The sequence below is a fragment of the Pantoea sp. DY-5 genome, from assembly GCF_019795955.1.
GTDB lineage: Bacteria > Pseudomonadota > Gammaproteobacteria > Enterobacterales > Enterobacteriaceae > Pantoea > Pantoea leporis.
In genome coordinates this window covers 145,541-158,291 of sequence record NZ_JAIMIE010000009.1, presented here as the reverse complement: position 1 = coordinate 158,291, position 12,751 = coordinate 145,541, and the positions used below count along the sequence as shown (strand labels likewise).

General features: G+C 56.1%; 11 protein-coding genes. 6 read left to right on the top strand and 5 right to left on the bottom strand.

Annotated elements, in window-relative coordinates; genetic code table 11:
* Positions 1–258: 258 nt before the first annotated feature.
* From typA to fabY, 5 genes are all read left to right on the top strand, one after another.
* Positions 259–2,079: a ribosome-dependent GTPase TypA gene (typA, locus tag K5Y30_RS23140; protein ID WP_008109794.1), complete on the top strand. Its 1,821-nt coding sequence runs from the start codon at positions 259–261 to the stop codon at positions 2,077–2,079.
* A gap of 184 nt (positions 2,080–2,263) precedes the next feature.
* Positions 2,264–2,860 carry a glucose-1-phosphatase gene (yihX, locus tag K5Y30_RS23135; RefSeq protein ID WP_101760718.1) on the top strand — a complete coding sequence of 199 codons (597 nt, stop codon included), beginning with the start codon at positions 2,264–2,266 and terminating at the stop codon, positions 2,858–2,860.
* Entirely contained in the window at positions 2,861–3,733 is an 873-nt protein-coding gene (locus tag K5Y30_RS23130) for a virulence factor BrkB family protein (RefSeq protein WP_101760717.1), read from the top strand. It abuts the gene before it with no gap.
* On the top strand, positions 3,730–4,167 hold the full coding sequence (dtd, locus tag K5Y30_RS23125; RefSeq protein ID WP_222213554.1) for a D-aminoacyl-tRNA deacylase: 438 nt from the start codon (positions 3,730–3,732) through the stop codon (positions 4,165–4,167). The genes K5Y30_RS23130 and dtd overlap by 4 nt, the downstream gene beginning before the upstream one ends.
* A gap of 59 nt (positions 4,168–4,226) precedes the next feature.
* On the top strand, positions 4,227–5,174 hold the full coding sequence (fabY, locus tag K5Y30_RS23120) for a fatty acid biosynthesis protein FabY (RefSeq protein ID WP_008109787.1): 948 nt from the start codon (positions 4,227–4,229) through the stop codon (positions 5,172–5,174).
* Positions 5,175–5,212: 38 nt separating this feature from the next.
* Here fabY and K5Y30_RS23115 read toward each other — a convergent pair whose 3' ends face one another.
* From K5Y30_RS23115 to K5Y30_RS23105, 3 genes are all read right to left on the bottom strand, one after another.
* Complete coding sequence (locus K5Y30_RS23115; RefSeq protein WP_222213553.1) at positions 5,213–6,892, bottom strand: AsmA family protein; 1,680 nt, start codon at positions 6,890–6,892, stop codon at positions 5,213–5,215.
* Positions 6,893–7,014: 122 nt separating this feature from the next.
* The gene (locus tag K5Y30_RS23110; protein WP_008109781.1) at positions 7,015–8,400 is read right to left on the bottom strand and encodes an NCS2 family protein; all 1,386 of its coding nucleotides are present in this window, start codon (positions 8,398–8,400) and stop codon (positions 7,015–7,017) included.
* Between the two features lie 92 nt (positions 8,401–8,492).
* On the bottom strand, positions 8,493–9,428 hold the full coding sequence (locus K5Y30_RS23105) for a zinc-binding alcohol dehydrogenase family protein (RefSeq protein WP_222186119.1): 936 nt from the start codon (positions 9,426–9,428) through the stop codon (positions 8,493–8,495).
* Between the two features lie 70 nt (positions 9,429–9,498).
* Between K5Y30_RS23105 and K5Y30_RS23100 the strand changes: the two genes are divergently transcribed.
* Positions 9,499–9,984: a MarR family winged helix-turn-helix transcriptional regulator gene (locus tag K5Y30_RS23100; RefSeq protein WP_222186118.1), complete on the top strand. Its 486-nt coding sequence runs from the start codon at positions 9,499–9,501 to the stop codon at positions 9,982–9,984.
* Here the strand turns inward: K5Y30_RS23100 and recG are convergent.
* Both recG and trmH read right to left on the bottom strand, forming a co-directional pair.
* A complete protein-coding gene (gene recG / locus K5Y30_RS23095; RefSeq protein ID WP_222213552.1) occupies positions 9,981–12,059 on the bottom strand; it encodes an ATP-dependent DNA helicase RecG in 2,079 nt (692 codons plus the stop codon). The two genes, K5Y30_RS23100 and recG, sit on opposite strands and share 4 nt — an antisense overlap.
* Positions 12,056–12,751 carry a tRNA (guanosine(18)-2'-O)-methyltransferase TrmH gene (gene trmH / locus K5Y30_RS23090; RefSeq protein ID WP_222213551.1) on the bottom strand — a complete coding sequence of 232 codons (696 nt, stop codon included), beginning with the start codon at positions 12,749–12,751 and terminating at the stop codon, positions 12,056–12,058. Before trmH ends, recG begins: the two co-directional genes overlap by 4 nt.

Below are 12,751 nucleotides of genomic sequence, written 5' to 3'. Positions count from 1 at the left end.
GAAAATGGCGCTACAATGCGCCCTTTCGTGAGTCGAAGGCTGCACCAGGATGGATTGCATGCATCGTTATGGTGCGCCACAGATGAAGTTAAGCACCAATTTGGTGCAAATTACTATCGCAGTGCAGATTAATGCACCGTAAACGGTGCTAAAAACCAGCGCTACAAGAAACTTTCGGCGAAATCTGTGATCATGTTCAGTCTTCCGCTTAATCCGTGTACAATACCGCGTTATTTCTATAATGCCTGAGGCAAAGCTGTGATCGAAAATTTGCGTAACATCGCCATCATCGCGCACGTTGACCATGGTAAGACCACCCTGGTTGACAAGCTGCTCCAACAGTCCGGTACTTTTGATGCTCGTACCGAAGCGACTGAGCGCGTAATGGACTCCAACGATTTGGAGAAAGAGCGTGGGATTACCATCCTCGCAAAAAACACCGCCATCAAATGGAATGACTACCGTATCAACATCGTTGATACCCCAGGACACGCCGACTTCGGTGGTGAAGTGGAGCGCGTCATGTCCATGGTGGATTCGGTGCTGCTGGTTGTAGATGCGATGGATGGCCCTATGCCGCAAACCCGCTTCGTAACCAAGAAAGCATTTGCTCATGGTTTGAAGCCGATTGTGGTTATCAACAAAGTTGACCGTCCGGGCGCGCGTCCTGATTGGGTTGTTGATCAGGTATTTGACCTGTTCGTTAACCTGGATGCGACTGACGAGCAGCTGGACTTCCCGATCATCTTCGCTTCGGCGCTGAATGGTATCGCGGGTCTGGAACACACCGACATGGCTGACGACATGACCCCGCTGTATCAGGCGATCGTTGACCACGTTTCTCCACCTCAGGTTGAAGTTGAAGCGCCACTGCAGATGCAGATCTCGCAGCTGGACTACAACAACTATCTGGGCGTGATCGGCATCGGCCGCATCAAGCGCGGTACCGTGAAGCCGAACCAGCAGGTCACTATCATTGATAGCGAAGGCAAAACCCGTAACGGTAAAGTCGGTAAAGTGCTGGGCCACTTGGGTCTGGAGCGTATCGAAAGCACCCTGGCGGAAGCGGGCGACATCATCGCCATCACCGGTCTGGGCGAGCTGAACATTTCTGACACCATCTGCGACACGCAGAATGTGGAAGCGCTGCCAGCCCTGAGCGTCGATGAGCCAACCGTTACCATGTTCTTCAACGTGAACACCTCACCGTTCTGCGGTAAAGAAGGTAAGTTCGTGACCTCGCGCCAGATCCTGGAGCGTTTGAACAAAGAGCTGGTACACAACGTGGCACTGCGCGTTGAAGAAACCGAAGATTCGGATGCGTTCCGCGTTTCCGGTCGCGGTGAGCTGCACTTGTCGGTTCTGATCGAGAACATGCGTCGTGAAGGTTTCGAGCTGGCGGTATCCCGTCCGAAAGTCATCTTCCGTGAGCACGAAGGTCGTAAGCAGGAGCCATTCGAAAACGTTACTCTCGACATCGAAGAAACCCATCAGGGTTCTGTGATGCAAGCGATGGGTGAGCGTAAAGGCGACCTGAAAAACATGGATCCAGATGGTAAAGGCCGTGTACGTCTCGACTACATGATCCCAAGCCGTGGTCTGATCGGCTTCCGTAACGAATTCATGACCATGACTTCAGGTACCGGTCTGCTGTACTCCACCTTCAGCCACTACGACGACGTTCGTCCGGGCGAAGTGGGCCAGCGTCAGAACGGCGTGCTGATCTCAAACGGTCAGGGTAAAGCGGTAGCGTTTGCCCTGTTCGGTCTGCAGGATCGCGGTAAGCTGTTCCTCGGTCACGGTGCGGAAGTGTATGAAGGCCAGATCATCGGTATTCACAGCCGTTCTAACGACCTGACAGTAAACTGCCTGACCGGTAAGAAACTGACCAACATGCGTGCGTCAGGTACTGACGAAGCCACCACTCTGGTGCCACCACAGAAAATGACGCTGGAACAGGCTATCGAGTTCATCGATGATGATGAACTGGTAGAAGTGACTCCGCTGTCAGTCCGTATTCGTAAACGTCATCTGACCGAGAACGATCGTAAACGTTCTTCTCGCGGCAGCAAAGAGTAAGCGAAACAGTCTGATATTGAGCCCCGCACTTGCGGGGCTTTTTTATGCCTGCAAGCCGCTGCAATGCTCGCTTAATGAAGTTTGGCTCCGCTTCCAGATTACTGATTTCCCGCCTTTCGTCCCTGTTCAGCTCCCACTTTTGCCGCTAAAGTGAATGATCCAGGGAACGAAAAGAGGAGGCGTCATGCTGTACATCTTTGATTTAGGCAATGTGATTGTTGATATCGATTTCAATCGTGTGCTCGGCGTCTGGAGCGACTTAGGGCGCGTGCCGTTATCCACGCTACAAAGTCGTTTCCGCATGGATGAGGCTTTTGAGAAACACGAACGTGGCGAAATCAGCGATCCAGAATTCGCTGCGCGCATTTGCGACCAGCTGGATATCGCGCTGAGCTATCCGCAATTCACTGCTGGCTGGCAGGCGGTTTTTGTCGGCGTGCGTCCGGAAACGCTGGCGATCATGAACAAGCTGCGTGCCAATGGCGAGCGCGTGGTGATCCTGTCCAATACCAATCAGCTGCACTTCGAGTTCTGGCCAACCCAATATCCCGATGTTCAACAGGCGGCCGATCATCTTTATATGTCGCAGGATATCGGCATGCGTAAGCCGGAAGCGCGCATCTACAACTATGTGCTGCAGCACGAAGGTTATCAGGCCGATCAGGCGGTATTTTTCGATGATAATCAGGCCAATATCGACGCTGCGCGCGCACTCGGCATTGAGAGCGTGCTGGTGGTTGATGAGAAAACCGTGCCGGACTGGTTTGCGGGTCGTCTCTGAGTGCTGAACCATCGACATCTGCGCCATTCGGCGCATGCCTTTTATTTGTGGGTAAAACTGCTGTGGCGACGCGTTGACGATGACAACATGACGACACAGGCGGGGAATCTCGCCTACGTCTCATTGCTGGCATTGGTGCCGCTGATTGCCGTGGTGTTCGCACTGTTTGCTGCTTTTCCGATGTTCTCGGACATCAGCGTGCAGTTGAAGAACTTCATCTTTACCAACTTCATTCCGGCAACGGGCGACGTGATTCAGCGTTATCTCGACCAGTTCGTCGCCAACGTCAATAAGATGACGGCGGTCGGCATTGTGGGGTTGATCGTCACCGCGCTGCTGCTGATGCATTCGGTGGACAGCGCGTTGAACGCCATCTGGCGCAGCGATAAACCGCGTCCAATGGTCTACTCCTTTGCTGTTTACTGGATGATCTTAACGCTGGGCCCGCTGCTGGCCGGCGCAAGCTTAGCGCTCAGCTCCTATCTGCTGTCGCTGCGCTGGGTGAACGTCACGGGCGTCACCAGCTTGATCGATCATCTGCTGCGTATATTCCCGCTGTGCCTCTCTATCCTCGCTTTCTGGCTGCTGTATAGCATTGTGCCGACGCGGCGCGTGCCGACGCGTGATGCACTGATCGGCGCCATCGTTGCCGGGTTGCTGTTCGAGCTGGGTAAAAAAGGCTTTGCGCTCTATGTTACGATGTTCCCTTCGTATCAGTTAATTTACGGCGTTCTGGCGGTCATCCCCATTCTGTTCCTATGGGTCTATTGGTCGTGGTGTATTGTGTTGTTAGGCGCGGAAATCACCGTCACGCTGGATGACTATCGCCAGCTAAAACAGCAGGAACGCGAAAAAGAACGTGAGGAAACATGATTGCTTTGATTCAGCGCGTCAACCGCGCCAGTGTCAGCGTTGACGACGCGACAGTGGGCGAAATTGGCGCCGGCTTGCTGGTGTTAATGGGTGTGGAAAAGGGCGACGATGAACAAAAAGCGCAGCGATTAACCGAGCGCGTGCTGGGCTACCGCATCTTTGCGGATGAGAACGACAAAATGAATCTCAATGTGCAGCAGGCAGGTGGCAGCGTGCTGGTGGTGTCGCAATTCACCCTCGCCGCAGATACCAATAAAGGTATGCGTCCCTCTTTCTCTGGCGGCGCAGAACCGGCGGAAGCCGAGCGCCTCTATGAATACTTTAGCGATTGCTGCCGAGCACAGGGTGTGGCCACTGCAAACGGGCGCTTCGCCGCCAATATGCAGGTTTCGTTGGTAAACGATGGTCCGGTGACCTTTTGGTTACAGGTGTGAAGTTTTCAGCCGAGCGGCAAGGACTTAGCCACGCAAGCTTCGAACGAGAGAATCACTTTATGTATCATCTTCGCGTACCGCAAACGGCGGAAGAGCTGGATATGTATTACCAGTTCCGCTGGGAAATGTTACGAAAGCCGCTGCGTCAGCCGCAGGGTTCTGAGCGTGATGCCTGGGATGCGCTAGCGCATCATCAAATGGTGGTGGATGAGCAGGGCAAACCGGTGGCAATCGGCCGTCTGTACATCAATGCCGAGAACGAAGCGGCGATTCGCTTTCTCGCCGTGCATCCTTCTGTACAGGGCAAAGGTCTTGGCACGCTGGTGGCGATGACACTGGAATCGGTCGCGCGTCAGGAAGGGGCAAAACGCGTCACCTGTAGCGCGCGAGAAGACGCCGTCGAATTCTTTGCCAAGCTCGGCTACGTCAATCAGGGCGAAATCACTGCGCCGCAAACTACGCCGGTGCGTCACTTCCTGATGATCAAACCGGTCGTGACGCTCGACGATATTCTGCATCGCGCCGACTGGTGCGGGCAGCTGCAACAAGCCTGGTACGAGCACATCCCGCTGAGTGAAAAAATGGGCGTACGCATTCTGCAATACACCGGGCAGAAATTCGTGACCACCATGCCCGAAGCGGGCAACCAGAATCCCCATCACACCCTATTTGCGGGCAGCTTGTTCTCGCTCGCTACGCTCACCGGCTGGGGGTTAATTTGGCTGCTGCTGCGCGAGCGCCATCTCGGTGGCACCATTATTCTGGCGGATGCGCATATTCGCTACAGCAAACCGATCAGCGGCCGTCCGGGCGCGATTGCCGATCTCGGCTCGCTCAGCGGCGATCTTGATCGTCTGGCGCGTGGCCGCAAAGCGCGCGTGCAGATGGAAGTGGAGCTGTTCGGGGATGATGAGCTGGGCGCGGTATTCGAAGGAGTGTATATCGTGCTGCCCGCCGATTCTGACGGAGCGCTGGAAGAGGGCGGTTCCGGCGCCCGTATCAACTAGCATGTAGGGTCGCCATTCATGGCGACCTTGTTGAACCCTTATTGAACCTGCCCGTCCCGCATCGTCTGCTGCACCGACTGCGCATCGGTGGTTACCGACAACGTGCCATCCACGCTGGGGCGCAGCGGCGCGCTGGCGTTCAGCGAACCTTTCAGCTGCAGCTGTAAATTACTGTTACCGCTCAACTGCAGCGTTGGCCAACCCCAATTGCCTAGCACGTTTGCCGGCACAGCCTGGCCTTTCAGATTCAGCGTCAACGGACGTTGCGCATCCTGCCCAACCGTTGCTGATCCTTCCAGTAAACCGCTGCCGTTAAAGGCGCTCAATTCCGTTACCTGAATCTGTTGATCGTTGGCATTCAGCGCAATGGACGGATGACGCAGATCGGTACGATTGAAGGTGGCTTCGGCCGCGTTGAAGCTGGCTTTACCGGACCAGATTCCCCACTGATGTTGACGCGCCAGTAGCAGATTATTCGCGTTGCCATCCAGTGACGTCATCTGGAACGGGAACGCCGGATTGATATCAATAATCAGGTTACGGTTGGCAGTAGCGCGGGTTATTAGCACGCTATCCAGCCAGTCCGGTAAGGTTTGCTGCCAGCGTTCACGCCAGTTGTGCGGCAAAGTATATTCCAGCCCGGCGATCGCCAGTTCATCCAGCGTCAGACGTTTGTCGCTGCGCGTCCAGTTGCCGCTGGCGCGCACCACGCCATTCACCCAGCGCGAACTGAACTGCGTCAGCGCGATGCCCTGCGCCGAGAATTCGGCATTGACGATAGGATCGTTGAGCTCAAAGCCACCGTTAATAAAATTCCCGGCATTCATGGAGAGAGAACCGCCATCGCTTTCCCAATCATCGCCGCGCAGCGTGACATTTTTCAGGGTTAAATCGAGGTCGGTCACCGCCCAATCAGGTCCTTGCAGGCGCGCATCTGTCATATCCAGACGGTTGATGCTCACTGAAGGCACATCGCGCAGCGGATTGAGGAAGTCGCTCAGGCTTTGATGGGTTTGCAGGCGGATATCGTTGAGGCGCAGTTGATCGATCTTCCAGTTACCCTGCGCATCACGCTCGGCGTTGCCGGTCATTGAACCGCGCGCCAGATCGGCGCCGATATTGCTCAGCACCAGACGACGTTGCTTGATACTGCCCTGCAGCAGCACGTTGTTACCCGGTACGCCATCCAGCGTCAGGGTGCCAGCGCTGATCTGGAACTGCGCATCGCTGCCCAGCACGTCGTTAGGCAGCGGTTTCCACGGCAGAAGACCGCCATTAACGCGCTGAGCGGTCATCGGCAATGCGCTGTGCGGATTCTCAATACGCACATTATTCAGCTGCAGGCGATTGGCCTGAATCGGCAGCGTGGTATCAGGCGCTTGATTGGCGAGATTGATTTCACCGTCGCGCACTTCGATGCTGTTGAAGTGCAGTGGATCGCTGAACTGAACCAGCGCAAGGCCAAGATCAACGCGTTTCGCCACCAATACGGCGGGTTGACCATCATGACCAAAGCTGAAGTCATCGAGAATAATATGCGAAGGGGAGGAAAAGTCGTGCTCAATCTTGCTGAGAGAGAGATGCCAGGCGGTTTTATCGCTTACCCAGCGGCTAAACCAACCTGCGCCCCATTGTGTTTGTAGCAACACATACAGCACTACCAGCGCCAGCAGAATTAGCAGCAGTAAGGTAAGGAAAAACTTGCCTAAAAATTTCATCGCACTCATCCATCCCGATATTTATCCGGTGAGTGGTTGTTATGCCTGAATTACCGTTACAGCTCAACAGCCTGGATGTAAATGCGGATAAATATCAGGCAGGCCGAAGCCTGCCTGCAGGATTACTTTTCTTGCGGGAAGATCAGGTTCAGCACGATGGCGGTAATACCACCCGCCGCAATGCCAGAGGAAAGCAGGGTTTTCAGCCAGTCCGGGGCAAATTGCAGAATCAGCGGCTGCTGAGAAACGCCCAAACCTACCGCCAGCGACAGTGCGATAATCATGATGGCACGACGATTCAGCGGTTCACGCGAAACGATGCGCACGCCAGATGCGGCGATGGTACCAAACATCACAATGGTGGCACCGCCCAGCACCGGTTCTGGAATATGCTGCACAAAACCACTCACGGCTGGGAACAGGCCAAGCACGATCAGCATCAGCGCCACGACAAACCCCACATAGCGGCTGGCAACGCCGGTAAGTTGAATCACGCCGTTGTTCTGGCCAAAACAGGAGTTCGGGAAAGTATTGAACAGCGCCGAGACAAAGGAGTTTAGCCCGTTGGCCAACACGCCGCCTTTCAGACGCTTCATATACAGCGGACCACTCACCGGCTGCTCGGAAACATCAGAGGTCGCGGTGATGTCGCCAATGGTTTCCAGCGAAGTCACCATAAACACCAGCATCAGCGGAATCAGCAGATTCCAGTCAAAGCCCAGGCCGTAGTAGAGCGGCGATGGCACGGCAATCAGCGGCTGATCGGCTGGCGTGCTGGTGGCAGGCAGCATATCCAGCGCCCAGGCCAGCGCATAACCTACCGCCATGGCGATCACCAGCGAGGCCACACGCAGATAAGCATTACGCTGACGATTAAGCAGGATAATCACCACCAATACCGAAGCCGCCAGCAACAAGTTTTTCGGAGCGCCAAACGTGTGATCGCTCATCGCAGCAAAGCCGCCGCCGATGGAGGTCAAACCGACCTGAATCAGCGACAGACCAATAATCATCACCACAATGCCGGAAACCAGCGGCGTAATGATGCGGCGCGCCAGGTGCAACACGCGTGACAGCACCATTTCGGTACAAGACGCCACCATCAGCGTGCCAAACAGCGCCGCCATCATGGTCGGCACATCAACGCCACCATTTTTCAGCGCCATGCCGCCCATGATCAGCGGCGTCACGAAGTTAAAACTGGTGCCCTGAATCGACAACAGGCCGGAACCCACCGGTCCCCAGGTTTTGATTTGCAGAATCGATGCCACGCCCGAGGCAAACAGCGACATACTGATGATGTGCTGCGTATCCTGCGCCGGTAAACCCAGCGCCTGGCAAATCAGCAGCGCAGGCGTAATCACCGCGACAAACATCGCCAGCAAATGCTGGCAGGCAGCAAACAAGGTTTGTGGTAACGGTGGACGGTCTTCGAGGCGGTAAATCAGTTCACTTTTCGGGCTTGCAGCGCTGGCAGGCTGGCGAGTTTCAGCGGTGTTGACGGACATGGTGGACGTTCTCAATTACAACAAAGGGGCGATTTTAAACGGTTGCGTTGTGAAAGCAATCGTTTGCAATACCCCTTTTTACTTCTGTTGATTTAGAGCGTAAACACCGTGCGGCAGCGGCTATCATCTTCCGGCCACGCCAGCGCGACGTCACTCAGCGAGCGCATCTGGAAGGCGATCGAAAAATCGCTCTCGGCGGCGGCCGTCAGCATTTCGCCGATGCAGGCGATCAACTCTTTATCCGACACGCTGCCGAGGCCGCTGCCCATTAATGTCAGCCCGGACGAGCGCAGCAGTTTGCTATGCAGGGTAATTTCCTGTCCGCTTAAGGAACCGATTTGCACAAAGCGCACCGTTTTTTCACCGCCCGCCACGGCGGCGTGCATGATATCGAGTGCGCTCTGTCCCCACAGATAATCCAGCACCACATCAACGCCTTCTTTCATCAACGCCGGTAATGCGCCCGGCAGTTCATCCAGCGTGAAAGTGAGGTCGGCGCCCTGAGTGCGCAGTTGATCCAGCGCGGCGCGATTACGGCCGGTGGCGATAATTTTGCCTGCACCCAGATGCTGTGCAATACGCATCGCTAAACCGCCCGACGTGCCAGTTGCGCCATTGATCAACACGGTTTCACCGACGCGCAGCTGAGCGCGTCGGGATAACGCCGCCCAGGATGACATGCCCGGATTCGCCAGCGCCGCTGCCAGCACCGGATCCAGTGTGGCCGGCAACGAAACGATGCTTGCGGCGGGCACTAAGGTTCTTTCTGCCATGCTGCCCCACGGCGCATTAAAGGCGAGGAAGTAAACCGCATCGCCATTGCTCAGCGTGCCAGTGCCATCAATGCCGGTAATAAAGGGATAGTGCGCGGCCGCGCTGTAATGCGTACCGGCGGTGCGTGCTTTTGCCAGCTGGCTGACGGCGGCGGCTTTCACTGTCACCACCACATGGTTTTCATCGGCCTGTGGTTCAGGAAAATCACCGTAAACGGGCAGTTCACCTGCCGCGGAAACTATCGCTGCTTTCATGCTTTCACCTTCAGTTAAGTGGAAACTATGTGTAATATGCACACATTAGGCTTACCTCAGGATAACGTCAATGGAAAGTGTGCAAAATACACATAATGATGCTGCATTTGATGATCTGCACAACGCGCTGCTGATGATTGTAGGAACTTTCAATCGTCCGCAACGCGATGAATTATTGATAAAAGAGTCAAATATTCAGCTCGACCGCGCGCTGTTTCCACTACTGATTCAAATTGGTCGCTTCGGGCCAATTGGCGTGGTGGAGCTGGCGGAGCGGGCCGGACGCGATTACACCACCGTCAGTCGTCAGGTGGCGAAGCTGGAGGAGTTAGGGCTGGCGCAGCGCCAGAAAAATGCCAAAGACAAACGGGTGAATGAAGCAGTGATCACTGCGGCAGGTAAAGCGATGACTGACAAAATCGATGCGGCGCGCGCGCAGATCTATCAGAACCTGTTTGCCCGTTGGCAGGATGAAGAGCGCGCCGAGCTGGCGCGTCTGCTGCAGAAATTTGTCGGGGATTTTATTGCCATCGATAAAACCAGGATGGCGGATTAAGCGTTACTGTAGCGCTCGGTTTCCGGCAGCCAGCGCTCAATAAGTGCCTGCGCCTGCTCTTGATAGTGCTGGTGGATATGACGCGCCACGCGCTGAACTTCGGGGATCATGCCCTGATCGCGCAATAAATCCGCCACTTTAAACTCGGCGTTGCCGGTTTGACGTGTGCCGAGCATCTCACCCGGACCGCGAATCTCAAGATCGTGCTGAGCAATCACGAAGCCGTCGTTACTATCGCGCAGCACCTGCAACCGCTTCTGCGCGGTTTTGCTGAGCGGCGCTTTGTACAACAACACGCAGTGTGAGGCGACAGCACCACGGCCCACGCGACCGCGCAGCTGATGCAGCTGAGCTAAACCGAGACGTTCAGGGTTTTCGATAATCATCAGGCTGGCATTCGGCACATCCACGCCCACTTCGATCACCGTGGTGGCGATCAGCAGCTGGATTTCATTGGCCTTGAACGCCGCCATCACCGCCTGTTTTTCGGCGGGCTTCATGCGGCCATGCACCAGGCCAACCTGCAAATCGGGTAGCGCCACTTTCAGCTCTTCCCAGGTTGCTTCCGCCGCCTGCGCTTCCAGCACTTCTGACTCTTCAATCAACGTACATACCCAATATGCCTGACGCCCTTCGTGACAGGCGCTTTGCACGCGCGTGATGATCTCACTGCGGCGGCTATCGGGAATCGCCACCGTGGTCACCGGCGTACGACCTGGCGGTAATTCGTCGATGGTGGAGGTATCGAGATCGGCGTAAGCGGTCATCGCCAGCGTGCGCGGAATCGGCGTGGCGGTCATGATCAGCTGATGCGGATGGAAGCCTTGTTCCTCGCCTTTTTCCCACAATGCTAAGCGCTGATGTACGCCAAAGCGGTGCTGTTCGTCGATGATCACCAGCGCCATGCCGTTGAATTTCACCTGCTCCTGGAACAGCGCGTGGGTGCCGACCACCATCGCAACCTGGCCGCTGGCAATGGCTTCCTGCTGCGCTTCGCGCGCTTTGCCTTTCTGCTTGCCCGCCAGCCAGCCCACTTCAATTCCCAGCGGTGCAAACCATTGGCGGAAGTTGTTGGCATGCTGTTCGGCCAGCAGTTCGGTCGGCGCCATCAGCGCTACCTGTTTGCCGTGTGCGATGACGTTCAGTGCCGCCAATGCGGCTACCAGTGTTTTACCGGAGCCGACATCGCCCTGCACCAAACGCATCATCGGAAAATCGTTGGCCAAATCTTTTTCGATTTCTGCCACCACGCGCTTTTGCGCACCGGTTGGCGAGAAGGGCAGCGCCGCCAGAAGTTGATCAGCCAGCTCGTGGCGCACCGTCATCGGCAGCGCATGATGGCGCTGTGCACCGGCACGTACCGCCAGCATGCTGAGGTTATGCGCCAGCAGCTCTTCCAGAATTAGGCGTTTCTGTGCCGGATGGCGGCCGGTTTCCAACTCGCTCAGACGCAGATCCGGCGGTGGACGATGTAGCGTTCGCAGGGCATCCGGCAGGCTAATCAGCCCGCCGCTCAGTTCCGATGGCAGCAGCTCGGCAATCGGGCAACTCTCCAGCAGCGTCAACGCCTGATCGGTGAGATTGCGCAATGTCGCCTGGCGAATGCCTTCGGTGGTGGGATAAACCGGCGTCAGGGTTTCCTGCAGCTCTACGCCACCTTGTTCGCCCTGCACGCGATACTCGGGATGAATGATTTCTGCACCGCGCTGGCCGCGCTTAATCTCGCCATAGGCGGTAACGTGGCGGCCCGTCGCCAGGCTGCTTTTCATCCCGGCATTGAAATTGAAGAAGCGCATGGTCAGCATGCCGCTGCCATCGCTGATCTGGCACACCAACATGCGGCGGCGACCAAAAGTGATTTCGCTGCTCAGCACTTCACCTTCCACCGTGGCATAAACGCCGGGCAGCAGGTCATTGATTTTATACAGTTGGGTGCGATCTTCGTAACGCAGTGGCAGATGCAGCAGTAGATCCTGAATGGTGAACAGGCCAAGTTTGGCCAGCTTGCCCGCCTGACTGGCGCCGACGCCGGTCAGGGTACTGAGCGGGATGGCATCCAGCAGACGGCCTTTCATTTTCTACCTGTAGATTGCATGGTGGCCCACCACTCGGCGTCGGCTTCTACTTCGCCCTGACCATTGATGTGCGGATACGGCAGGCCTTTCTGCTTGGCGACGCGCGCCAGCACCGGGTAACCGCCTTCGAATAGCAAACGCTGCTGCTCATCTTCATCCAGCAGGCTATAGGTGCGCTGATACATGCCGGCGTTCTGTCGCTGACGCTGCGCTTCATACAAAATCAGCGCGGAAGCCACCGAGACATTGAGCGACTGCACCATGCCGACCATCGGCACAATGATGTCCTGATCGGCCAGCGCCAGCGCTTCAGCGGTAATACCGGTTTTTTCCTGACCCATCAGAATGCAGGTCGGTTTGGTGTAATCGATGTCGCGAAAATCTACCGCTTTGGCGGACAGATTAGTCGCCAGCACCTGCATGCCTTCATCCTTCAGATGACGCACCGCATCTGCAATATGCAGATGCGTTTTGACTTTCACCCAACTGTTGCTGCCGGCCGAAGCGGAAACCATGGTGCGCATACGCACGCTTGGCCAGACGGCGTGCACTTCATGGATGCCCACCGCATCGGCAGTACGGATCACCGCCGAGACGTTATGCGGTTTATGCACTTGTTCCATGCAGACGGTGAGATCGTGCTGGCGCAGGGCCAGCATCTCCTGAATTCGGGCAAAACGTTGAGCGTTCAT